The following is a 21644-nucleotide window of genomic DNA, read 5'->3' as shown; positions in this document are numbered from 1 at the left end:
GAAGCGCTGCGGCTTTCGCGCTTAAGTCGGCCTCCGCGGCACAAACCGGATGACGATGTTCCGTTTCCTGCACAGCTCGGACCTGCACCTCGGCAAGCGCTTCGGCCAGATGCCCGAGGAGCTGCGCGGCCAGCTCACGGCGGCGCGGCAGGGCGCGCTGGCGCGGCTGGCCGAAGCCGCGCGGGCGGCGGGGGCGGGCACCATCCTGGTCGCGGGCGACGTGTTCGACACCGGCACGCCGACGCCCGCCACGCTGCGGCAGGCCCTGACCCAAATGGCGGCGGACCCCGGGCTCGACTGGGTGCTGCTGCCGGGGAACCATGACGCGCTGGCGGCGGACGAGCTGTGGGCCGAGGCGGCGCGGCGCGCGCCGCCCAATGTGCGCCTGGCGCAGCGGCCCGAGCCGATCGAGCTGGCGCCGGGCGTCGTGCTGATGCCCGCGCCCTGCACGACGCGGCGGCCAGGGCGCGACCTCACCGCCTGGATGGACGACGCCGCGACGCCCGAGGGGGCGATCCGGCTCGGGCTCGCGCACGGCGCGGTGCAGAGCTTCGGCGAGGAGGGGGCCGAGGACGTGATCGCCCCGGACCGCGCGGCGCGGGCGGGGCTCGACTATCTCGCGCTCGGCGACTGGCACGGGCAGGTCAGGCTGGACGCGCGAACCTGGTACAGCGGCACGCCCGAGCCCGACCGCTTCAAGCATGACGCGCCGGGCCGGGCGCTGGCGGTTTCGGTTGCGGGGCCAGGTGCGGCGCCCGAGGTCGACCCGGTCGACACCGGCAGCTTCGACTGGACAAGGCTCGCGATCGGCCTTCTGCCGGGCGAGGACCCGGCGGCCCGCCTCGGCGCCGCGCTGCCCGATGTCGGCCGCCGCGGCCGGACGCTGCTGCGCGTCGAGGCGACGGGGCGGGTGCGGCTGGCGGGACAGAGCGCGCTGGCCGCGGCGGTGGCCGAGGCGGCGCCGGATTTCGCCTTCCTCGAGTTCCGCGGCGCCGGCCTCGCTCTCGAGCCCGAGGCGGCCGATCTGGACGCGATCGACCGGGAAGGCGCGCTGCGCCGTGCCGCCGATGTCCTGATGGCCGAGGCAGCCGACCCCGCGCGCCCGCCAGCCGAGCGCGCGGCGGCCCGCGCGGCGCTTGCGCGCCTCTACGCCTTCGTGGCTGAGGACGCATGAGGCTGCGGGCGCTCCGCCTCTGGAACGTCCGCCGCTTCGCCGGGCGTGGCGTCGCGATCGAGGGGATCGCCGACGGCGTGAACGTGCTGGCCGCGCCCAACGAGGCGGGCAAGTCGACCGCCTTCGACGCGCTGCACGCGCTGTTCTTCGCGGCTCATGGCTCGACCGCGCAGGCGGTCCGCGACCTGCGCCCTTATAGCGGCGGCAGCCCCCTGGTCGAGGCCGAGATCGACCTCGGGCCGTCGAGCTTCCGCGTGAGCAAGCAGTTCTCCCGCGGCGCCTTCGCCCGTGTCACTGACCTCGCGTCAGGCCGCCTGATCGCACAGGCCGACGAGGCCGAGGCGTTCATCTCGGGCCTCGTGTCGGGTGGCGCCGCGGCGCCCGCGGGGCTCCTGTGGGTGCGGCAGGGCGTGACCGCGATGGGCGGCGGCACGAACGCCGAGCGGGCCGAGGAGCGGCGCGCGAGGCAGGATGTGCTGGCTTCGGTCGCGGGGGGCGAGGTCGAGGCCCTGACCGGCGGGCGGCGCATGATCCGCGCGGCCGAGCGGTGCGCCGCGGCGCTGACCGAGCTTGCAACAGCGACGGGCCGACCGAGGGCAGGCGGCCCCTGGGCCGAGGCGATCGCCGAGGTCGAGCGGCTGACCGCCGAGGAGAAGCGGCTCGGAGACGACATCGCAACCTTGCGGCGCGACCTCGAAGACCGGCGCCACGCCCGGACCCGCCTCGCCGCGCTCGACGATGCCGAGGCGCGAGCGGCGCGCGAAGCGGCGGCGCGGACCACGGCGCGGGCGTTCGAGGCCGCGCGCGCCCATGCCGAGCGCCTGCGCGCCGCCGAGAGCGCCGAGACGCTGGCCGCCGAGCGCGCCCGCGCGGCATCCGTGTCAGCCGCCGAGTTCGAGCGCGCCGCGACCCGCGCGACGGCCCTTTCGGCGACGTTGCGCGAGGCCGAGACCCGCCGGGCCGAGACGGCGATCACGCGTGCCGCCGCCGCGGCTGCGGATGCCGAGGCCGCCGCCGCCTTGCGCGTGGCCGAGGAGGCGGCGGCCGCCGCGCGCGCCAGGCTGGACGACGCCCGCCGCGCCGCACGTGCCGCCGAGGCGCAGGCCCGGCTGGCCGAGCTGCGCACGCGGCTCGAACGCGCCGAGGCTGCGCGCCGGCGCGGCGAGGAGGCGGCGGCCGAGGCCCGCGGCCTGAGCGTGCCGGAAAGCGCCTTCACTTCGCTCGACGCGCTCGAGCGCCGGATCGCGGGGCTCGAGGCGGCGCGCGCCGCCGCGGCGGTCCATCTCGCCGCCACCTACCTGCCGGGCGCCGAGGGGCGGGTGCGCATCGACGGCGCGCCGCTCGTGGCGGGCGCGGTCCACGCGCTGTCCGGGACGGCGACGATCGAGCTCGACGGCATCGGCCGGCTCACGCTGACGCCGGGCCACGCCGCCGGGGCCGAGGACGCCGACGCCGCCCTCGCCGCGGCCGAGGCCGAGCGGCAGGCGATGCTCGGGCGTGTGGGCGCCGCGAGCCTTGCCGAGCTGCGTGCCCGCGCGGCCCGCGCGGCCGACGCGCTGAGTGCCGCGGGCGGCGCAAGGGCCGAACTCGACGCGCTCGCGCCCGAAGGCCTCGACGCGCTGCGGCTTGCGATCGGCGAGTTGGAACGCCTCGCCGCACGCGCCGGCGAGGCCGACGCGCCGTCGCCGGACCCCGAGCAGGCGGAGGCGGCCCTGGCCGAGGCCGAGGCAGCGCTGCGCGCCGCACGTTCCGCGCGCGAGTCAGCCCGGAGCCGCCATGATACCGCGAAGGAGGCGGACATGGCCGCCGCCCACGAGCTTGCCCGCGCGGAGGAGGCGCTGGCGGCGCTCGACGCCACGCTCGGCCCGGCCGACGAGCGGCCCGCGCGCCTTGCCGCGCTGGCCGCCGACGCGACGCAGACGGCCGAGGCTCTGGCCTCCGCCCGCGCGGCGGTCGAGGCGCTGCGCGCCGATGCGCCCGACCTCGCGAGCGCCGAGGCGGCGGCGGCCCGAGCGGCCTCGGCGCTGTCGCGGGCGCGGGAGGAGGCCGAAATGCTGGAGCGCGAGATCGCGGGTCTCACCGGCCGGATCACGGCACGGGCCGAGGAAGGCATCGAGGAGCGCCACGAGGAGACCGTGGGCCGCCTCTCCGCCGCGCGGGGGCGCCTTGGGCATTTCGAGGCCGAGGTTGCCGCGCTCACCCGGCTCGGGCGGGCGCTCGACGAGGCCCGGGCCGAGGCGCGCGAGCAGTATTTCGGCCCCGTCATGGCCGAGCTGAGGCCGCTGCTCGCGATGCTGCTGGACGAGGCGGCGGTGAGCTTCGACGATGCCACCCTGCTGCCCGGCACGCTGGCGCGAGACGGGCAGGACGAGGAGGTCGCGGCGCTCAGCGGCGGCACCCGCGAGCAGCTGGCGGTGCTGACGCGGCTTGCCTTCGCGCGGCTGCTGGCCAAGGGCGGCCAGCCTGTGCCCGTCATCCTCGACGACGCGCTGGTCTATTCGGACGACGCGCGCATCGAGCGGATGTTCGACGTGCTCCACCGCCAGGCGCGCGACCTCCAGATCCTGGTCCTGACCTGCCGCGCCCGCGCCTTCGAGCGGCTGGGCGGGCGCGGCCTCGGCATGGCCGACTGGCGCCCCGAGGGCTAGGTTCCGAAGGCGCGTGAGGCTGTGGGTGAATGCGTCGACGATATGTGCCGCGGCGGGCACGCCTGAGGCGTGCTTGTCGTGGCAGGTGGCAAGGTGGCGCCCGGCCTCGATGTGGCACCGCGTGCCCTCGGCGAGATTGCGAGCCTTGCAGGCCCTGGCGCCGAAGGGCGCGCGCCTTGCGACATGGTCGCGTCAACCGACCGCTACCCCATGTGTGCGGCACCTCGATCGGTGACCTGCCGTCCCGCAGGAACGGTCCCACGGCCCGGCTGTGCAGCCATATGTTCGGCCCGTCTGCCCCGGCAACGGGCATCGGGCATCGCCGGACCACGCCCAGTCATCCCGGGACCAGCGGCCGTCCCGAACGCATCGGCCGCACCACCACCCCGCGATCGTCAGGCGCTCGCGCCACGAACGGCCCCGCCGGCATGTCGCCGATGCGTGCAACGCAAGGCGCCGGCTCGAGACGGTGAGGGGGCGGCCCTCCCGATGATTGCATCTGCAAAAGCGACACGCCGGAAACGGGTCGATCCAGCCTCGATCCAATCCACCAGATGCCGAGACCGAACGCCTAGCGCGGTCCGAAGATCAGCCAGACGATGAAGCCGATCAGCGGGAAGACGATCACCACCAGTATCCAGACCACCTTCACGCCCGTGCCGGCGGCCGAGCCCGCGATCTTCAGCACGGCGTAGATGACGAGGGCGAGCTGGATCAGCCCGAGAAGTCCGAGTTCCATCGGCGATGCTCCCTGCCTCGGCGGCGCGCGTGACCTCTCGCGGCCATGCCCGCGATCATGCCCTGCCCCCGCCCGGCTGGACAACTGCCTGCGGGCACAGGGCAGAGCGCGCGCGTCCGCTCTCCGGGCCGCGACCGCTCTGCCGCTCGTCCCGTCGATCGGGCGCGACGTGCCGGAGCGCCTGCGCCGTCTGGCGCCGGCCGACCCGCCGACGCGCGGCGCACGAGGGTCAGAGGTTGTTGCGCGCCATCAGTTCGGCGAGGTCCGTCTCGGGCCGCGCGCCGTAATGGCTAATGATCTCGCCCGCGGCGATGCAGCCCATATGGGCGGCCTTGCGGTCGTCATGGCCGCGGATCAGCCCCGCCATGAAGCCCGAAGCGAACAGGTCGCCCGCGCCGGTCGTGTCGACGACATCGACGCCCTGCGCCGGCACAGCGGTGCGGGACTTGCCCCGTACGATCACCGCGCCGTCGCCCGACAGCGTGACGGCGGCGATCGCGACCTCGCGCGACAGCACGCCCAATGCGATCTCGAGGCTGTCGGTCTCGATCAGCGACAGTGCCTCGTCGCGGTTGGCGAACAGCAGGTCCACCTCCTCGGCGATCAGCCGGCGGAAATCGGCGCGGTGGCGGTCGATGCAGAACGGGTCCGAGCAGGTCAGCGCCACCTTGCCGCCGCCGCGGCGGACGGCGGCGATGGCGCGGGCATAGGCCGCCTTCGCCTCGGGCGTGTCGAACAGGTATCCCTCGAGATAGAGCCAGTCGGCGCGCTCCAGCATCGCCTCGTCGATGTCGGCGGCATGCAGCGTCGTCGAGATGCCGAGATATGTGTTCATCGACCGCTCGCCGTCGGGGCTGACCAGGATCAGCGAGCGCGCCGTCTCCTCGGCGGCCTCGCCGTTCACCACGGGGCCGGCATAGTTCACCCCCGCCGCGCGGATGTCGTGGGCGAAGATGCGGCCCAGCTGGTCGCCCTTCACCTTGCCGATGAAGCCCGCGCGGCAGCCCAGCGCCGCCGCGCCCGCGATGGTGTTGGCGCCCGAGCCGCCCGAGACCTCGCGCGCCGGGGGCATCGCGGCGTAGAGCTCGGCCGCGCGAGGGCGGTCAATCAGGGTCATCACGCCCTTGGTCACGCCGTTGGCGGCAAGGAAGGCGTCGTCCACCGGGGCGATCACGTCGACGATGGCGTTGCCGATTCCGACGATGTCGAGACGTTCGGTCATGCGGTCTTGTCCTCGTAGGGGCAGAGGTCGCGGATCACGCAGGTCCCGCAGGCGGGCTTGCGCGCGGTGCAGGTGTAGCGCCCGTGCAGGATCAGCCAGTGATGGGCGTGCAGCGCAAATTCGGCGGGCACGTTGTCCTCGAGCGCGCGCTCGACGGCGAGGACGTCCTTCCCGGGCGCGATGCCGGTGCGGTTGGCGACGCGGAACACATGCGTGTCCACCGCCATCGCGGGCTGGCGCCACCACATGTTCAGCACGACGTTCGCGGTCTTGCGCCCCACGCCGGGCAGCGAGGCGAGCGCCGCGCGCGAGGACGGGACCTCGCCGCCGAAATCGTCCACCAGGATGCGGCTGAGGCGGATCACGTTCTTCGCCTTGTTGCGGTAGAGCCCGATGGTGTGGATGTGCTCGACCAGCCCGTCCTCGCCCAGCGCCAGCATCTTCTGCGGCGTGTCGGCGATGGCGAAGAGCGCCCGGGTGGCCTTGTTCACGCCCTTGTCGGTCGCCTGCGCGCTCAGCGCGACGGCGACCAGCAGGGTGTAGGCGTTGACATGCTCGAGCTCGCCCTTCGGCTCGGGGCGCTCGGCCCGGAAGCGGCGGAAGATCTCGCGGATCGTGTGGTAGTCGAGCTGCGCGGTCATGGCGCGCGACCAAGCACAGCGCCCGCGCTTTGGCAAGCGTCCTGCACCGCCGCGCTGCGCGCAGGGTCCACGACAATTGGCGACTCCCAAGATCCCGGTTTCCGGCTACGCTGTCAGAGATGCCCGACGTCAGAAGGGGGTGACACCTTGCGATTCCTGCATGCTGTGGCAGCCGCGATGCTGCTCCTTCCGTCCGTCCCCGCCGCCGCCGAGGGGCCCGTGCTCGATGCCGAGGCGATCGAGCTCGCCCGCGCGTCGGCCGAGTTCCTCGCCAGCCGCCCGGCGATGTCGTTCAACTGGTTCGTCAGCTACGACGAGGTCCGGGACGGCCGCGAGAAGCTGACCTACATGCGCTCGGGCACCAACCTGCTGGTGCGCGACAAGGGGTTCTATTCCTACGTCGAGGATGATGACGGCGTGCGCGAATACTTCTTCGACGGCGCGGCGGTGACCGTCGCGGCGCCGGATGAGGGCTTCTATGCCACCGGGCCGTTCGACGGCAGCTTCGAGGCGCTGGTCGAGGCGATGCGCGCCGAGGCCGCCAGCGAGCTGCCGCTCTACGGGCTCATGACCCGGGATCTCGCGCAGTCGCAGACCGAGGGGCTCGACGGCGCCGCCTATCTCGGGATCACCCGGATCGCGGGGCGCGAGGTGCACCACCTCGCCTTCTCGGACTACGACGAGGACTGGCAGATCTGGATCTCGACCGACCCGGCCCAGCCGGTGCCGGTCGCGATCGTCGGCACCGATCCCTACGAGCAGGGCTGGCCGCAATACCGCGCCTATCTGACCAACTGGGAGTTCGAGCCCGAACCGGCGGAGGGCGCCTTTACCTTCACGCCGGCGCCCGACGACGAGCGGATTACCTTTCCGGACCTGAAGGCACGCGTGCGGGGCGACGCCGAAGCGGGTGCAAGTCCGGCGGCGCCGAAGGCCGGGGCGGATCCCGCCAATCCGCCCGCGGCCGTGCCGGGCGCTGCTGACGCGGCGAAGAACTGAGGGCGGCCGGATCATGAGAAAGATCCTTCTGTCCCTCACCGTCGCCATGGCCGCGGTCCTGTTCTCGCCCGAGGGCATGGTCCGCCTCGACCAGCCCGCGGGAGAGGCCCAGGCCAAGGGCCGCGTGGGCGGCGGCATGAAGGCGGGTGGCGGCGGCCACCGCGCCGGTGGCGCCAAGTCGCGGCCCAGCATGGGCGGCGGGCAGCGTCCACGGCCCGGCGCGTCCGGGGGCGGACGCCTCCGGCCGGAGGCCAGCAGCGGCCGTCCGCGCCCCAGCGCCGGTGGCGCGCGTCCAAGCCGGCCCGGCGCAGGCGCGCGGCCGAACCGGCCCGATGCAGGGACGCGGCCCTCCCGCCCCGGTGCGGGGGACCGGCCGAACCGGCCCGGGCGCCCCGACGCCGGGAACCGCCCGAACCGTCCGGATCGCCCGAGCATGGGCGATCGTCCGAACCGGCCCGGCAGGCCGGATCGTCCCGATTCCGGGAACCGCCCCGGCCGTCCCGAATTGCCCGGCGAGGGCCTTCGCCCCGGCCGCCCGGATCGCCCCGACGCGGGGAATCGTCCGAACCGGCCCGGAACCGGGAACCGGCCGAGCCGCCCGGATCGTCCGGGTGCCGGGAACCGCCCCGGCCGCCCCGATCGCCCGGACTGGGGCAACCGCCCAGGCCGTCCGCCGAACTGGCGGCCCGGCAACCGGCCGCCCGGCTGGCGCCCGCCCTATTACCGCCCGCCCTACTGGCGCCCGCCCGGGTGGCGTCCGCCCTACTACCGCCCGCCCTACTACCGGCCGCCCAATTCGATCTGGGGGCCGTACTTCTGGTATCCGCGCTGGGGCTGGTACTTCACCGCCGCGGTCGCAGGCGCCACGCTCGCCTATGTGATTAACCTTCCAGACGACGATCCGTGCGAGCGGGTGCGAGTGGATGGCGAGGATCTCTACATCTGCGACGGGGTGCTCTACCGCCCGGCGATGTATCGCGACCAGCGGGTCTACGAGATCGTCTCGTCCAGCGAGGACGAGCCCGCCCCGGCCGCCGCGCAGGGCATGTTGCGGCTCGCCTCGCCCCTCATGCGCGGCCCGGCAGTGCGCGAGGTGCAGGAGGCGCTGGTCTACTACGGCTATGATGTCGGCACGGTGGACGGCATCTTCGGCCGCGGCACCGACCAGGCGCTGCGCCGCTTCCAGCGCGACGAGGGGCTGCCGGTGAGCGGCGTGGTCGACGACGAGACGGCCGCCGCGCTCGGCCTCTGAGCCCAACCCGCGGCGCGCGCCGCCGCGGGCACGCCCCGGATTGCGTGCGGCCGTCGCCCGCTCCTATCGTGGAGCCCGGCAACGGAGGGCATTTCATGCGCAATCTCGACCCCCGCCTCTACACCGATCCCGCGACCTTCGCCGCCGAGCGTGCACGCATCTTCTGGTCCAGCTGGCAGATGATCGGGCCCGCGGCGCCTTTGGCCGAGCCCGGCGGCTACATCGCCACCGAGATCGCGGGGGCGAAGGTGCTGGCCATCCGCGATCACGACGGGGGCTTGCGCGCATTTCGCAACGTCTGCCGCCACCGCGGCGCGCGGCTGCTGGAGGAAGGCACGGGGCACTGCCGCATGATCCGCTGCCAGTATCACAACTGGGTCTACGACCTCTCCGGCGCGCTGATCCGCGCCCCATGGTTCGGCGACCGCGAGGGCCGGGCCGAGGGGTTCGACATGGCCGACTGGCCGCTCGAGCCCTTGTCGGTCGAGCTCTGGCGCGGTCTCGCCTTCGTCGCCATCCGCCCCGTGCAGCCGCTGGCCGAGCAGCTTGGCGCGCTGGTCCCCGAGATCGCCGACGAGCCGATCGAAACATTTCACCCGGTCGCCGAGCGGCGTCTGGTGTTCGACGCCAACTGGAAAACCTATACGGACAATTTCGTCGAGGGCTACCACATCCCCGGGATCCATCCGGGCTTCTTCCAGGCCATCGACTTCGAGGCCTTCGAGACGGTGGCCCGCGACAACCTCGTGCGCATGACCGCGCCGCCGCGCGAGGGGTTGTTCTACAAGGGCAAGTGGCTGTGGATGTGGCCGAACTGGACGCTCTCGCTGTTCGGGGGCGGTATGAACACGAGCCGCATCAACCCCCTGGGGCCCGGGCGGACGGAACTGATCTATCACTTCTATTTCGCCGACACCTCGGGTGCTGCCGCCGAGGCCCGCGCCGACACGATTGCGCGCAACATCGCCGTGGTCGAGGAGGATTTCGGCATCTGCATCGAGACGCAGAAGAACTACGAGACCGGCGGCTATGCCCCCGGCCCGCTGAGCCCGCGCCACGAGCAGGGCGTGGCATGGTTCCAGAACCGCATCCGCGAGGCGCTGGAGCAGGCCGCAGCGGAGTGATCCGCGGGGGCGGGGTCACGGCGGACAGCATCGGATGCGCGGGACCGGCCCATCCGGCGCCGCGCGGTTGCGGCTCGGGGCCGGGACGGCGCCAGTTTCGACGTTGGCGTCCCGCCGCCGCGCCACGACGAGCGCGGCCCCGGCTCGGGGCCGGGGCCACGGCGGCTTCGAGGGCGGTACCTCGTGCGCCGGATTTGGCGGCGGCACCCTGCCGCCGCGTGCGGGGATCAGAGGCAGACCACCTCGAGCGGCGGGAAGCCGTTGAAGCCGACCGACGAATAGCTCGACGTATAGGCGCCGCAGCACAGGATGCGGATGCGGTCGCCCGCCGCCAGCGCCATCGGCAACTGCACCGGGCGCTTCTCGTAGAGCACGTCGGCCGAATCGCAGCTTGGCCCGGCCAATATGCAGGGTCCGGTCTCGCCGCCATCCGCCGTGGTCTCGAACTGGTAGCGGATCGCCTCGTCCATCGTCTCGGCGAGGCCCGAGAACTTGCCGATGTCGAGATACACCCAGCGCACGATGTCCGAGGGACGCTTCTTCGAGACCAGCAGCACCTCGGCCGCGATCACGCCGGCCTCGGCCACCATGCCCCGGCCGGGCTCTGCCATGACATAGCCGGGCATCTGCGGGAAGCGGGCGCGAATTTCCTCGGTCACGCCGCGGGCATAGGCCTCGGGGCCCTCGACCGGGTCGCCGTAGAAGGCCGGGAAGCCGCCGCCGATGTTGAGCACGTCGAGCGCGAATCCCGCCTCGGCGGCCTCGGCCCAGACCTCGGCCACCATGTCGAGCGTGGGGCCCCACATTGCCGCCGCCCGGGTCTGGCTGCCGACATGGAAGGACAGGCCCGACGGGCGCAGGCCCAGAGCCGAGGCGACTTCCATCAGCCGCACGGCCTCATCCGGCGCGCAGCCGAACTTGCGCGAGAGGGGCCAGTCGGCCTCGGAATGCTCGACCAGCAGGCGGATGAACACCCGCGCGCCGGGGGCATGGGCCGCGATCTTGGCCAGTTCCTCGTCCGAGTCGGCGGCGAAGAGATCGACCCCGACGGCATGGGCGAAGGCGATGTCGGAGGGCCGCTTCACGGTGTTGCCGAAGCTCACGTGATGGGCGGGCGCACCGGCCTCGAGGCACAGCGCGATCTCGGCCCGGCTGGCCGCGTCGAAGCGGCAGCCGAGCGAGGCGAGCCGCGCCAGCACCGCCGGGTGCGGGTTCGCCTTGACCGCGTAGTGGATATGGGCATCGCCCAGCCCCGTCGAGAGCGCGCGGAACTGCGCCTCGACCCGGTCGAGGTCGATCACCAGCGTCGGGCGGTCGAACTCGGTCCCGTCGAGGAAGGCCGCGACCTTCTCGCCATAGGGCGCGGGTGCGTCGGAGTCGGAGAGTCGTCGGAGGAACGCCCCACGGGCGCCCCCCATCGAGTATGCAAGCATGATCGTTCCCCATGCAGACCCGGATTTTCGCCCGGACGGTCCAGACAGAGACGCGACCGTCGCTGCGTTAACTCATGCTGTGGGGGGCATGGCCAGAGGCGCGTGCGTTGGCGTCGCCGCGACATATGCGGCCGATGCGATCAAATCGCAAGGGGTAATTCCTTGAGCGTCCATGCAAATTTCATATCCCGCGCGGGGTGTTGCAGGCCCGCACGATCCGGGTGGCGCGGGCGGGCGGCAGGGGCCATGATCGCGGGACGCAACCAGACGATCACGGACCGACCGAGATGACCGCCAGCGCCCCCCGCGACCCCTACCGGCTGATGGCAGAGGCCATCGCCTACATCGAGGACCGCCGCCTCGACCAGCCCAGGCTCGACGAGGTGGCCGCCGCCGTCGGCCTCTCGCCCCAGCATTTCCAGCGCGAATTCTCGAAATGGGTGGGAGTGAGCCCCAAGCGATACCTGCAATACCTCACCCTCGACCATGCCCGCCGGCTGCTGGCCGAGCGGTTCAGCGTGCTCGACGCGGCGCTCGAGACCGGGCTCTCGGGCCCCTCGCGGCTGCACGACCTGTTCCTGCGCTGGGAGGCGATGACGCCGGGCGACTACGCGCAGAAGGGCGCAGGCCAGGTGATCCGCTGGACATGGTTTCCCAGCCCCTTCGGCGAGGCGCTGATGATGGCGACCGAACGCGGCATCTGCGGGCTGGCCTTCGCCGCCGAGCAGGGTCGCGACGCGGTGATGGCCGACATGCGCGCCCGCTGGCCGGACGCCACGTTCCGCGAGGACAGGGGCGGCCTCGGGCCCTTCGTGCGGGCGCTCACGGGCGGCGAGGGCGAGGTGCCGCTCGCGCTGTTCGGCGCACCCTTCCAGATCAAGGTGTGGGAGGCGCTGCTGTCCATCCCCTCGGGCCACGTCACCACCTATTCCGAGATCGCGAAGGCAATCGGCCACCCTTCGGCGGTGCGCGCGGTGGGCACGGCGGTCGGGCGCAATCCGATCTCGTGGCTCATCCCCTGCCATCGCGCGCTCAGGCGCGACGGCGCGTTGGGCGGCTATCACTGGGGCCTGCCGGTCAAGCGCGCGATGCTGGCCTGGGAGGCGGCACGGGCCGACGCGCGGGAAGGTGAGGCGGCCTGAGGCTCACGCGGCCCGGCCGCTCGCGCCGCCGCCGACGGTCCGCAGCCGGGCAGCCGGGGCAGCTTGGGGCATGGCGTCGCCGCGCTCTTCGCCCGCCTCGTCCCGCTCGCGGCCAAGGGCGCGGATCGCCCGCAGCGCCGTGAACACGATCGCCACCGCAACCATCGCCGTCAGCCAGTAGACGAGCATGTCCTGCTGGGCCGGCAGGTAATCCGGCCAGTCCGGCAGGCCGGCCAGCGCGGTCGCAGGACCGGGCTCCTCGGTTATCGGGGCCTTCTTGAACTCGATCATGACTCACTCTCTGACTGCACGCACAACTGTTCATGCAATCATGACGCGAATTTTCGAATCTGCAAGCCATGTCGGTCGGGCCCCGCGCCGCGCGCGGTCTGCCGGGTTGAATGCCTAGGCCACCAGCTTCGCCACATAGCCTGGCAGCGCGAAGGCCGCCTTGTGGACCTCGGGGGTGTAGTAGCGCGTTTCGATCGCGGCGGCGGCGTAGCGGCGCTCCAGCTCCTCCAGCGCCACGTGCCGCCCGTCGCCCATCGCGCCCCAGCCGAAGGCCATCGGCCCGCCCGCGTAGGTCGGCACGCTGGCGAGGTAGCAGGTCGCGTCGCGGAACAGGGCCCGGAAAGCCCGCATCGTGCCCCTCAGTTCCTCGGGCTGCATGAAGGGCACGCCGTTCTGGGTCGCGAAGATGCCATGTTCCGTCAGCAGGCCCCGGACATGGCCGTAGAAGCTGTCGGTGAACAGCACCTCGCCCGGGCCGATCGGGTCGGTCGAATCCGAGATCACCACGTCGAAGCGGCGGTCGGTATGGCGCACGAAATCGGCCCCGTCGGCGATCACGAGGTCGAGCCTCGGGTCGTCGAATGCCCCGTTCGAGATCGCTGGCAGGTGGCGCTTCGAGAACTCGACCACGCCCGCGTCGATCTCGACCATGGTGACATGCTCGACCGAGGCGTGGCGCAACACCTCGCGAGCCATGCCGCCATCGCCGCCGCCGATGATCAGCACCCGCCGCGCCGCGCCATGCGCGAGGATCGGTACATGGGCCATCATCTCGTGGTAGATGAACTCGTCCCCCTCGGTCACCTGCACCACGCCGTCGAGCGTCAGCACCCGGCCGAAGCGGGGGTTCTCGATCACCCTGAGCCGCTGATGCGCGGTCGCGCTGTCATAGAGAACGCGGTCTACCCGCAGCGCCTGCCGGTAGTCGTCATGGAGCGTCTCGACGCTCCAGCCCGGCATGATGTCGTCGCTCATCGCAGCCTCCGCTCGCTGGCCCAGGTCAGGGGCCTGAATGGGTCACGCGCCGCCGCCTGTCCAGCCCCAAGGCAACCCGTCCGGCCGCCGCGAGGTTGCCTTCGGGTTTCCGCCGACGCAGGATCGCCGCCGCATCATCCGTCCGAACAGGGAGCCCTCGATGGCCGAGATCATGACCCTTCTGACGTTGCCCGAAGTCTGGATCGCGCTGGCGACGCTGATCGTGATGGAAGTGGTGCTGGGCATCGACAACCTGATCTTCATCTCGATCCTGACGAACAAGCTTCCCGTCGGGCAGCGGACGCGCGCGCGGCGCATCGGCATTGGCCTCGCCCTGGTCCTGCGGCTCGGCCTGCTCGGCGCGGTCGCCTGGATCGTCCGGCTCACCTATCCCGTGGTGACCGTCTTCGGCGAGGCGTTCTCTTGGAAGGACATCATCCTGCTGGCGGGCGGCCTGTTCCTCGTCTGGAAGGCGACGAAGGAGATCAACCACAAGGTCGATCCCGACCCCGAGGGCGACATGTTCACCGGCAAGGCGGTGCAGGCGACCTTCGTCGCGACGATCGCGCAGATCCTTGTGCTCGATCTGGTGTTCTCGGTCGACAGCATCATTACCGCGGTCGGCATGACGCCGCACGTGCCGGTGATGGTGGTCGCGGTCTGCGTGGCGGTGGGGGTGATGCTGCTCGCGGCCGACCCGCTCGCCGCCTTCATCGAGGAGCACCCCACGGTGGTCATGCTGGCGCTGAGCTTCCTCATGATGATCGGCATGACTCTGATCGCCGAGGGGCTCGGCTTTCATGTCCCCAAGGGCTATGTCTATGCCGCCATGGCATTCTCGGCCGCGGTCGAGGCGCTGAACCTGCTCGCGCGGCGGGCGCGCGAGAAGCGCCGAGCCGCGGGCGGCGCCGGGCACTGAGCCGGATGCGAAAGCCCCGCCCGGAGCTTCCGGGCGGGGCTTCATGGGATCGCGGCTGCGGCATGCATGTCAGAGGCGGGCAGCCACCACTTCCTCGCCCCGCAGCAGTTCCTTCACGCGGATGTCGCCCGCGTTGAAGGCCGCGCGCAGCACCTCGACCGCGCGCCAGGGCTGCGCGTCGCCGCACATGAAGACGTCGAAGGCGCCGTAGCCGATCTCGGGCCAGGTGTGGACCGAGATGTGGCTCTCGGCCAGCACCGCCACGCCGCTCACGCCCTGGGGCGAGAACTTGTGCGTGTGGATGTGCAGCAGCGTCGCGCCGCAGACCTCGACGCAGTCGCGGAACGCCTGCTCGATGCGGTGCTGGTCGTCCAGCCCCTCGCCATCCACCACCTCGATGATGAGGTGCGTGCCGGCAAAGACCTTGCCGTCACGACGGATGAAATGGTCGTCGCGGGAATCGTCGAAGATATCCCGATCGGCAACGACGGTCAGGTGACCGCGGTTCCCCGTGGTGTCTTCCGCATGGGTGGTGCCTGTCTCCAGGTCCATCCCCAGTTGGAAGAGGTGTGCCTGGCTCATGGCATCGCCTCCCCTACCAGCAGATGAAGTCCCAGAGGCCCCTTAGCGCCCCCCCGCGGACGGGGTTGGGATCGGTGACCCTGTGGCGGGGGGACATACTGGTTCCATGCGCGCGTTTCAATCGCGGAATTGCGACGAGGCCGATAAATATTTCGATGGGTGGCGCCTCGGCGCGTGCGGATTCATTAAGGTTGCGTTAAGGTTTATGCCGATAACGTTTGCTCCAAAGCGGCACACCTCGCAGAGCCTTTGCGCCACGAAGGAGACAAATTGCGAGGATCGGGACCGGGGCCGAACGGGGTGTGTGATTGCCTCTGGCCCGGAGGTCCGACCGGATCATGCGGCACATGTGCGCCACTCGTGCGCCAGGCGTGCGGGGCCTTTTCTTGCGCGATCAGTGGCGAAAGTGGCGCCGGCCGGTGAACACCATCGCGAGCCCCCGCTCGTCCGCCGCCGCGATCACCTCGGCATCGCGCATCGAGCCGCCCGGCTGGATGATCGCGGTCGCGCCTGCCTCGGCGGCGGAAATCAGGCCGTCAGCGAAGGGGAAGAAGGCGTCCGACGCGACCACCGATCCGCGGACCGTGGGCTCGGGCAGGCCCAGCGCCTCGGCCATGTCGGCGGACTTGCGCGCGGCGATCCGGGTCGAATCGATCCGGCTCATCTGCCCCGCGCCAATGCCCACGGTGGCGCCTGCCTTCGCATAGACGATGGCGTTCGACTTGACGTGCCTTGCCACCGACCAGGCGAAGAGGAGGTCCTGCAACTCCCCGGTCGTCGGCGCGCGCTTTGTCACCACCCTCAGCGCCGCGGGGTCGAGACGGCCGGCATCTTGGTCCTGCACGAGGAACCCGCCCGACACCTGCCGCACCGCGAGCCGCGCGGCATCGGGGTTCGGCAGGGCTTCGGTGAGCAAAAGCCGCAGGTTGGGCTTGGCGGCGAACACCTCCTTCGCCGCCTCGTCCGCGCCGGGGGCGATCACGACCTCTGTGAAGATCTGCGCGATCGCCTGCGCCGTTTCCCCGTCGAGCGGACGGTTGAGCGCAACGATCCCCCCGAAGGCCGAGACGCGGTCGCAGTCGTAGGCGCGCGAATAGGCGTCGAGCAAGCGAGCGCCGCGCGCCACGCCGCAGGGATTCGCATGCTTGATGATGGCGCAGGCCGCCGCCTCGGCCGGGTCGAACTCGGCGACCAGCTCGAATGCCGCGTCGGTGTCGTTGATGTTGTTGTAGCTCAGCTCCTTGCCCTGCACCTGCATGGCGGTGGCGACGCCGGGTCGGGCGCTGTGATCGACATAGAAGGCGGCGCGCTGATGCGGGTTCTCGCCGTAGCGCAGCGTCTGGGCGAGGTAGCCCGCAAAGGTGCGCCGGCGCGGGGTCTCGTCGCCCACGGCCTGCGCCATCCATGTAGAGACCGCCGCGTCATAGGCCGCCGTGCGGCCATAGGCGATGGCGGCGAGGCGCCTGCGAGTGGCGAGCGAGGTACCGCCGGTCGCCTCGATCTCGGCCGCGACTGCATCGTAGTCCTGCGTGTCCACCACCACGGTGACGTCGGCGTGGTTCTTGGCGGCCGCGCGGATCATCGCGGGACCGCCGATGTCGATGTTCTCGATGCACTCGTCATACGAGGCGCCGCGCCCGACGGTGGCCTCGAAGGGATAGAGGTTGACCACCAGCAGGTCGATCGGCGCGATTCCGTGCGTCTCCATCGCCGCGACATGCTCGGGGTTGGCGCGCTGGGCGAGCAGCCCGCCATGCACCATGGGATGGAGCGTCTTGACCCGCCCGTCCATCATCTCGGGGAACTCGGTGAGGTCGGCGACGTCACGCACCCCGAAGCCCGCGTCGCGCAGCCGCCGGGCGGTGCCGCCGGTCGAGATCAGCTCGACGCCAGCGTCCGACAGGCGGCGGGCCAGCGCCTCGAGCCCGGTCTTGTCCGAGACCGAGATGAGCGCGCGGCGGATCGGGGTGATGGCGTCGGTCATGGCGGTCTCCGTTGCCCGGGCTGCTTGGCGGATGCCGCAGCCTCTATGCCATGATCGCGCGCAGCGCCACAGACACAGTTGTCGCGCCGCACAGCCGCGGCGCCATAGACAGGTTTGTTGCGCCGCTTAGCCGCGGCGCCCCAGACACAACTGGCGCGCCGCTCAGCCGCGGCGCTCGATCCGGGTGGCGAAAAAGCCGTCGAGCCCGCCGAGCCCCGCCAGCATCGACGGGCGGGTGCGCAGGTCGCCCTCGGGTGTGAGGAACTCCGGCGGAAGGTCGTCCGTCGTGAAGGCCATGCGCCGGGCCGAAGGCGAGCGGGCGAGAAAGCCCGCCGCCTGCGCCTCGCCCTCGGCTTTCAGCAGCGAGCAGGTGGCGAACACGAGCCGCCCGCCCGGCGCGAGCCAGCCGAAGGCGCGGTCCAGGAGCCGCGCCTGAAGCCCGGCAAGCGCCGTCACGTCGCCCGCGCCCTTGCGCCAGGGCAGGTCCGGGTGCCGCCGGATCGTGCCGGTGGCCGAGCAGGGCGCATCGATGAGGATCGCGTCGAAGGGCGCCTCGGGCTCCCACTCCAGCGCGTCCGCGGTCACCAGCTGCGCCGCGAGCCCGGTGCGCGCGAGGTTGTCGGCGAGCCGCGTCATCCGCGCGGCCGATATGTCGAGCGCCGTGACCTCGGCCCCGGCCGCGGCGAGCTGCATGGTCTTGCCGCCCGGCGCGGCGCAGAGGTCCAGCACGCGCGCGCCCGCCACGGGGCCGAGCAGCCGGGCCGGCAGGCTGGCGGCGAAATCCTGCACCCACCATTTCCCCTCGGGATGACCCGGCAGGGCGCTGATCTGCGGCCGGTCGGCCAGCCGCAGGACCCCGGCCGCGAGCACGGTGCCGCCCAGCGTCGGGGTCATCGCCTCCGCCTCGTCGGGGTCGCGGAACACGAGGTCGTGCGGCGCCGGCATGAGGTGCGCCGCGGCGATGGCGTCGGTCTCGGCCTCGCCCCAGTCGGCGGCGAGGCGCGTCCAAAGCCAGCGCGGCAGGTTGCGCCGCCGCGCGACGGGATCGTCGGCGGGCGGGGGGGCTTCCGCGATGCGGCGCCCGATGGCGTTGACGAGGCCGGCGAGCCGTCCGGCGCCCTCGGTCGCGCGGGCAAGGCGCACGGCGGTGTCGACGGCGGCATGCGGGGCCACGCCGCCGAACGTCAATTCGGCTGCCATCAGCCGCAGGACGTGGCGGACAGGGGGCTTCGGCATGTGCTCGAGAAGCCCCGCGAGCAGGTGGTCGATCTGGCCGAGCCGGCGGAGCGTTAGGTCGGCGAGGCTACGCGCCTCGGCCCGCGCGGCGGGGGGCAGGCGGTCGAGCCGCCCCTCGCCCAGCATCCCGCCACGCTCGAGGACATCGCCCAGCAGCATCATCGCGCCGCGCCGCGCCGCCATGCCGGGCGGCTCCTGTACCGGGTGCGCGGTGGGGCGGCGCCGCTTGAGCGAGGGCGCGCCGGGGCGCGGATCGCGGCTCACCGCCAGCCGCCGCGGGTCGAGGGCATGCCGAAGCTGCGGCCAGGCCGCGTCGCCGCCACCGAAGGCCCGCCGCCGCCCCCAAGGCCCATCTCGGCCGCCTGCGCCTGCAACGCCGCTATGCGCTTCGCCGGGTTCGGATGGGTCGAGAACAGATCGTCCACCCCGCGATGCGTCAGCGGGTTCACGATGAACATGTGGGCGGTCGCCGGATTGCGCTCGGCCGAGCGCATCTCTGCGCGCCGCCCGTCCGAGATCTTGCCGAGCGCCGAGGCCAGCCACAGCGGGTTGCCGCAGATCTCGCCCCCCGCGCGGTCGGCGGAATACTCGCGCGTGCGGCTGATCAGCATCTGGATCATCATCGCGGCAAAGGGCGCGAGGATCACCGCGAGGATGACGCCGATGATGCCCAGCGGGTTGCGCTCGCGGTCGCCGCCCCCGCCGAAGAACAGCCCGAACTGCGCGAGCATCGAGATCGCGCCCGCGACCGTCGCCGCGATCGTCATGATCAGCGTGTCGCGGTTGCGGATATGGGCCAGCTCGTGCGCCATGACGCCCGCAAGCTCCTCTCGGCTCAGGGTCTGCATGATGCCGGTGGTGGCGGCGACGGCGGCGTTCTCGGGGTTGCGGCCGGTTGCGAAGGCGTTGGGCTGGGGGTCCTCGATCACGTAGACCGCGGGCATCGGAAAGCCGGCGCGGGCCGAGAGCTGCTCGACCATCGACCACAGTTCGGGCGCGGTCTGCCGGCTCACGGGCCGTGCGTTGTGCATCCTCAGCACCAGCTTGTCCGAGTTCCAGTAGGCAAATGCGTTGGTCGCGAGCGCGAAGATGAGCGCCAGGAGCGCGCCGCCCGTGCCGCCGATCATGTAGCCGACGCCAAGGAACAGCGCGGTCATCGCCGCCAGAAGGAGCGCCGTTTTCGCGTAGTTCATGCCGTCATTCTCCCGTTGTCACGCGGCCCCGGCAGGGCCATATCGTGCCCGAGGCCCGCTGCGGAGGGATATATGGACGACTCGAAAGACAGGGAAGCCCGCATCAGTGCCGCCGCCGAGCGGGCGCTGGCCGAAGCCGAGGCGCGCCGCGAGGCCGCGCAGGCGCCAGCTCTGCCACGGGAGCTTGGTGGCCGCCGCGGCCCCGAGCCGACCCGCTTCGGAGACTGGGAGAAGGACGGCATCGTCTCGGATTTCTGAGCGCATCAGGCGAGCACCGGGTAGCCCGCGCGCCGCGCCGCAGCCTCCATCGCCGCGATCTCGTCATAGGCCGCGTCGGGGAGGATCTCGACGCCCTCGATCAGGAGCGCCGCGAGAACGGGCGCGAGCGTCTCGTCCGCCATCACAGCGCGCAGCGCCGCGCGCAGTGTCGCGACCGTCCCCTCGGACCGGGCTGCGGCGGTGATGAAGGGCAGCGCCGGCGCTGAGGGGGTGAACCCGATCACCCTGAGCGCGCCACCGAGCCGTGGGCGCAGCGCCGCGAGATGCGCCCAGCTCACGCAGTCGAGGGCGGCGACATCGGCCCGCCCCTCGGCGACGGCGAGCGCCGAGGCGGCATGGCTTCCGGTCTCGACGACCGCGCCGAAGAAGCGCCCCGCCACGGCCAGCGGCGCCGCCGCCGCGCGCAGGGCGTTCATGCCGGATTGCGAGTCGGGCGCGTTGACGGCGGCGCGCCGGCCGCGCAGGCCCGCGAGCGTGCCGGCAGGATCATCCGCGCGGACCACGATGGCCGAGCTGTAGCGTGGCCCCTCGCAGCCCGGCGCGCGATAGACGGGCGTCGCCACCAGCCGCGCCCGGCCGCGCAGGCGCATCGCATAGGGATAGCCGCAGGTCTGGCTGAACAGGAGCGCCGGGTCGGCCCATGGCGCGGCATGGTCGTCCTCCCGCGCCAGCTCCCGCGGCGCATCGATGCCCGCGGCGGCAAGCTGCCCGCGGAGGGCCGACCAGAAGGCATCGGTCGCCGCCCGTAGCTCGGCGAAATCGTACATCGGCAGCGAGACGAGCAGTCGGCTCATGCGGCGGGCTCCAAAGGGGCCGGGGACGACGCCCAGCCATACCCTGCCCTCGCGCCGTCCGCCACGGCGGATGCGGCTTCGCCGGCGCTCAGTGCTTGATCGCGGCGGCGGGCGGCGTCGTGATGCGGCGCGCGGCCTGTGCCTCGCGGTGCGAGATATAGGTGACCGAGGCCACGACGATCCCGCCGCCGACCAGCACGAAGGGGTCGAGCGCCTCGCCGAACAGCACGATCCCCAGGATCGCCGCCCACACGAGCTGAAGGAAGCCGATCGGCTGCGTCACCGTCAGGGGGGCCGCGCGGAAGGCGCGGGTCAGAGTGTAATGCCCTGCCGTCGCAACCGCGGCGCAGAGCGTGAGCCAGGCGATCTCGTCCAGCGTCGGCGGGCGCCAGACCATGATCGCGCCGGGCAGGAGCGTGAGTGTGCAGCCAAGCGACAGCATTCCCACGATCACGCCGGGGCTCTGATCCCGCGTGAGGCCCTTCGCGATCAGGAACGAGCAGGCGAACAGCGGCGCCGCCGCGAGCTGCGCGAGATGGCCTGGCGCGATCTCGGCAAGGCCAGGGCGCAGGATCACCAGCGTGCCGGCGAAGCCGATCAGGACGGCCGCGATCCGGCGCAGGTGCAGCCGCTCGCCGTAGAACAGGGCGGCGCCCAGCGTGACGTAGATCGGCGCGGTGTAGCCGATCGCGGTCACCTCGGCGATCGGGATGCGCGCCATGGCGTAGAACCACAGCATCACGGCGACGCCATGCACCAGCCCGCGCGCGGCATAGAGGCCGAGCACCCATGGTCGCACGGGCTGCGTGACGAGTGGGTGCAGCATCGGCAGCACCATGACCAGCCCGATGCCGTAGCGGATGAACGCCGCCTGCACGGCGGGAATGTCCGAGCCGAGATGCCGCACGATGAGCGTGACGCTGACGAACAGCACGGTGGTCAGGACCATCCAGCCGATGCCGGCAAGAGTGCCCTCGCCCGCCTGTCCGGCGGCGGCATCGGCGGTCGCGCTCACCC

General features: G+C 72.2%; 20 protein-coding genes. 8 read left to right on the top strand and 12 right to left on the bottom strand.

The window, feature by feature from the left end:
- Positions 1-49: 49 nt before the first annotated feature.
- Together M1105_RS04950 and M1105_RS04945 are read left to right on the top strand one after the other, a co-directional pair.
- Positions 50-1174 carry a metallophosphoesterase family protein gene (locus M1105_RS04950; RefSeq protein WP_249579239.1) on the top strand — a complete coding sequence of 375 codons (1125 nt, stop codon included), beginning with the start codon at positions 50-52 and terminating at the stop codon, positions 1172-1174.
- Positions 1171-3822 carry an AAA family ATPase gene (locus M1105_RS04945; protein WP_249579238.1) on the top strand — a complete coding sequence of 884 codons (2652 nt, stop codon included), beginning with the start codon at positions 1171-1173 and terminating at the stop codon, positions 3820-3822. The genes M1105_RS04950 and M1105_RS04945 overlap by 4 nt, the downstream gene beginning before the upstream one ends.
- Before the next feature lie 571 nt (positions 3823-4393).
- Here M1105_RS04945 and M1105_RS04940 read toward each other — a convergent pair.
- The 3 genes from M1105_RS04940 to nth all read right to left on the bottom strand — a co-directional run bounded on the left by M1105_RS04940 (position 4394) and on the right by nth (position 6424).
- The gene (locus M1105_RS04940; protein ID WP_249579237.1) at positions 4394-4561 is read right to left on the bottom strand and encodes a PLDc N-terminal domain-containing protein; all 168 of its coding nucleotides are present in this window, start codon (positions 4559-4561) and stop codon (positions 4394-4396) included.
- Between the two features lie 229 nt (positions 4562-4790).
- Positions 4791-5783: an adenosine kinase gene (locus tag M1105_RS04935; RefSeq protein ID WP_249579236.1), complete on the bottom strand. Its 993-nt coding sequence runs from the start codon at positions 5781-5783 to the stop codon at positions 4791-4793.
- Positions 5780-6424 (bottom strand): endonuclease III, encoded by a 645-nt coding sequence (gene nth / locus M1105_RS04930; RefSeq protein ID WP_249579235.1) that lies wholly within the window; start codon positions 6422-6424, stop codon positions 5780-5782. The genes M1105_RS04935 and nth overlap by 4 nt, the downstream gene beginning before the upstream one ends.
- A 177-nt stretch (positions 6425-6601) precedes the next feature.
- On the opposite strand from nth, the gene M1105_RS04925 reads away from it, so the two are divergent.
- The 3 genes from M1105_RS04925 (at position 6602) to M1105_RS04915 (ending at position 9799) form a co-directional block, all read left to right on the top strand.
- On the top strand, positions 6602-7423 hold the full coding sequence (locus tag M1105_RS04925; RefSeq protein ID WP_249579234.1) for a DUF2092 domain-containing protein: 822 nt from the start codon (positions 6602-6604) through the stop codon (positions 7421-7423).
- Positions 7424-7436: 13 nt separating this feature from the next.
- Complete coding sequence (locus tag M1105_RS04920; protein ID WP_249579233.1) at positions 7437-8675, top strand: peptidoglycan-binding domain-containing protein; 1239 nt, start codon at positions 7437-7439, stop codon at positions 8673-8675.
- Positions 8676-8770: 95 nt separating this feature from the next.
- The gene (locus M1105_RS04915; protein WP_249579232.1) at positions 8771-9799 is read left to right on the top strand and encodes an aromatic ring-hydroxylating oxygenase subunit alpha; all 1029 of its coding nucleotides are present in this window, start codon (positions 8771-8773) and stop codon (positions 9797-9799) included.
- A gap of 227 nt (positions 9800-10026) precedes the next feature.
- On the opposite strand, the gene M1105_RS04910 is transcribed toward M1105_RS04915, so the two are convergent.
- Positions 10027-11232, bottom strand: a complete 1206-nt coding sequence (locus M1105_RS04910) for a type III PLP-dependent enzyme (RefSeq protein WP_249579231.1) — start codon at positions 11230-11232, stop codon at positions 10027-10029.
- 287 nt (positions 11233-11519) lie between these two features.
- Here M1105_RS04910 and M1105_RS04905 point away from each other — a divergent pair, with 287 nt between their 5' ends.
- Positions 11520-12374, top strand: coding sequence for a methylated-DNA--[protein]-cysteine S-methyltransferase (locus M1105_RS04905; protein ID WP_406600599.1), 855 nt, complete (start codon positions 11520-11522; stop codon positions 12372-12374).
- 3 nt (positions 12375-12377) lie between these two features.
- Here the strand turns inward: M1105_RS04905 and M1105_RS04900 are convergent, their stop codons facing one another.
- Both M1105_RS04900 and speE read right to left on the bottom strand, forming a co-directional pair.
- Positions 12378-12665: a hypothetical protein gene (locus tag M1105_RS04900; RefSeq protein WP_249579230.1), complete on the bottom strand. Its 288-nt coding sequence runs from the start codon at positions 12663-12665 to the stop codon at positions 12378-12380.
- A 114-nt stretch (positions 12666-12779) separates the two neighbouring features.
- A complete protein-coding gene (gene speE / locus M1105_RS04895) occupies positions 12780-13640 on the bottom strand; it encodes a polyamine aminopropyltransferase (protein WP_249579229.1) in 861 nt (286 codons plus the stop codon).
- 160 nt (positions 13641-13800) lie between these two features.
- Here speE and M1105_RS04890 point away from each other — a divergent pair, with 160 nt between their 5' ends.
- Entirely contained in the window at positions 13801-14559 is a 759-nt protein-coding gene (locus M1105_RS04890; RefSeq protein WP_249579228.1) for a TerC family protein, read from the top strand.
- A 69-nt stretch (positions 14560-14628) separates the two neighbouring features.
- On the opposite strand, the gene speD is transcribed toward M1105_RS04890, so the two are convergent.
- The 4 genes from speD to htpX all read right to left on the bottom strand — a co-directional run bounded on the left by speD (position 14629) and on the right by htpX (position 19554).
- Positions 14629-15141, bottom strand: coding sequence for an adenosylmethionine decarboxylase (gene speD / locus M1105_RS04885; RefSeq protein ID WP_249579227.1), 513 nt, complete (start codon positions 15139-15141; stop codon positions 14629-14631).
- A gap of 394 nt (positions 15142-15535) precedes the next feature.
- On the bottom strand, positions 15536-17125 hold the full coding sequence (gene purH / locus M1105_RS04880) for a bifunctional phosphoribosylaminoimidazolecarboxamide formyltransferase/IMP cyclohydrolase (RefSeq protein WP_249579226.1): 1590 nt from the start codon (positions 17123-17125) through the stop codon (positions 15536-15538).
- Positions 17126-17287: 162 nt separating this feature from the next.
- Complete coding sequence (locus tag M1105_RS04875) at positions 17288-18625, bottom strand: RsmB/NOP family class I SAM-dependent RNA methyltransferase (protein ID WP_249579225.1); 1338 nt, start codon at positions 18623-18625, stop codon at positions 17288-17290.
- Positions 18622-19554: a zinc metalloprotease HtpX gene (gene htpX / locus M1105_RS04870; RefSeq protein WP_249579224.1), complete on the bottom strand. Its 933-nt coding sequence runs from the start codon at positions 19552-19554 to the stop codon at positions 18622-18624. Before htpX ends, M1105_RS04875 begins: the two co-directional genes overlap by 4 nt.
- Positions 19555-19626: 72 nt before the next feature.
- On the opposite strand from htpX, the gene M1105_RS04865 reads away from it, so the two are divergent.
- The gene (locus tag M1105_RS04865; protein ID WP_249579223.1) at positions 19627-19812 is read left to right on the top strand and encodes a DUF1674 domain-containing protein; all 186 of its coding nucleotides are present in this window, start codon (positions 19627-19629) and stop codon (positions 19810-19812) included.
- Positions 19813-19817: 5 nt separating this feature from the next.
- Here M1105_RS04865 and M1105_RS04860 read toward each other — a convergent pair whose 3' ends face one another.
- Together M1105_RS04860 and M1105_RS04855 are read right to left on the bottom strand one after the other, a co-directional pair.
- Positions 19818-20627: a phosphate/phosphite/phosphonate ABC transporter substrate-binding protein gene (locus M1105_RS04860; RefSeq protein WP_249579222.1), complete on the bottom strand. Its 810-nt coding sequence runs from the start codon at positions 20625-20627 to the stop codon at positions 19818-19820.
- 88 nt (positions 20628-20715) lie between these two features.
- Positions 20716-21642 (bottom strand): DMT family transporter, encoded by a 927-nt coding sequence (locus M1105_RS04855; RefSeq protein ID WP_319936767.1) that lies wholly within the window; start codon positions 21640-21642, stop codon positions 20716-20718.
- Positions 21643-21644 lie beyond the last annotated feature (2 nt).

It is taken from the genome of Thermohalobaculum sediminis, from assembly GCF_023487995.1.
Lineage (GTDB): Bacteria > Pseudomonadota > Alphaproteobacteria > Rhodobacterales > Rhodobacteraceae > Thermohalobaculum > Thermohalobaculum sediminis.
This window is presented reverse-complemented; position numbering and strand designations above follow the sequence as displayed.

What these genes read in the sequence shown, in the direction of transcription:
- M1105_RS04935 (WP_249579236.1), bottom strand. Translation starts at nt 5,783, where the DNA reads ATGACCGAACGTCTCGACATCGTCGGAATCGGCAACGCCATCGTCGAC.
- M1105_RS04900 (WP_249579230.1), bottom strand. Translation starts at nt 12,665, where the DNA reads ATGATCGAGTTCAAGAAGGCCCCGATAACCGAGGAGCCCGGTCCTGCG.
- M1105_RS04950 (WP_249579239.1), top strand. Translation starts at nt 50, where the DNA reads ATGACGATGTTCCGTTTCCTGCACAGCTCGGACCTGCACCTCGGCAAG.
- M1105_RS04945 (WP_249579238.1), top strand. Translation starts at nt 1,171, where the DNA reads ATGAGGCTGCGGGCGCTCCGCCTCTGGAACGTCCGCCGCTTCGCCGGG.
- speE (WP_249579229.1), bottom strand. Translation starts at nt 13,640, where the DNA reads ATGAGCGACGACATCATGCCGGGCTGGAGCGTCGAGACGCTCCATGAC.
- M1105_RS04940 (WP_249579237.1), bottom strand. Translation starts at nt 4,561, where the DNA reads ATGGAACTCGGACTTCTCGGGCTGATCCAGCTCGCCCTCGTCATCTAC.
- M1105_RS04860 (WP_249579222.1), bottom strand. Translation starts at nt 20,627, where the DNA reads ATGAGCCGACTGCTCGTCTCGCTGCCGATGTACGATTTCGCCGAGCTA.
- nth (WP_249579235.1), bottom strand. Translation starts at nt 6,424, where the DNA reads ATGACCGCGCAGCTCGACTACCACACGATCCGCGAGATCTTCCGCCGC.
- htpX (WP_249579224.1), bottom strand. Translation starts at nt 19,554, where the DNA reads ATGAACTACGCGAAAACGGCGCTCCTTCTGGCGGCGATGACCGCGCTG.
- M1105_RS04910 (WP_249579231.1), bottom strand. Translation starts at nt 11,232, where the DNA reads ATGCTTGCATACTCGATGGGGGGCGCCCGTGGGGCGTTCCTCCGACGA.
- M1105_RS04920 (WP_249579233.1), top strand. Translation starts at nt 7,437, where the DNA reads ATGAGAAAGATCCTTCTGTCCCTCACCGTCGCCATGGCCGCGGTCCTG.
- purH (WP_249579226.1), bottom strand. Translation starts at nt 17,125, where the DNA reads ATGACCGACGCCATCACCCCGATCCGCCGCGCGCTCATCTCGGTCTCG.
- M1105_RS04915 (WP_249579232.1), top strand. Translation starts at nt 8,771, where the DNA reads ATGCGCAATCTCGACCCCCGCCTCTACACCGATCCCGCGACCTTCGCC.
- M1105_RS04905 (WP_406600599.1), top strand. Translation starts at nt 11,520, where the DNA reads ATGACCGCCAGCGCCCCCCGCGACCCCTACCGGCTGATGGCAGAGGCC.
- M1105_RS04925 (WP_249579234.1), top strand. Translation starts at nt 6,602, where the DNA reads ATGCTGCTCCTTCCGTCCGTCCCCGCCGCCGCCGAGGGGCCCGTGCTC.
- M1105_RS04865 (WP_249579223.1), top strand. Translation starts at nt 19,627, where the DNA reads ATGGACGACTCGAAAGACAGGGAAGCCCGCATCAGTGCCGCCGCCGAG.
- M1105_RS04890 (WP_249579228.1), top strand. Translation starts at nt 13,801, where the DNA reads ATGGCCGAGATCATGACCCTTCTGACGTTGCCCGAAGTCTGGATCGCG.
- speD (WP_249579227.1), bottom strand. Translation starts at nt 15,141, where the DNA reads ATGAGCCAGGCACACCTCTTCCAACTGGGGATGGACCTGGAGACAGGC.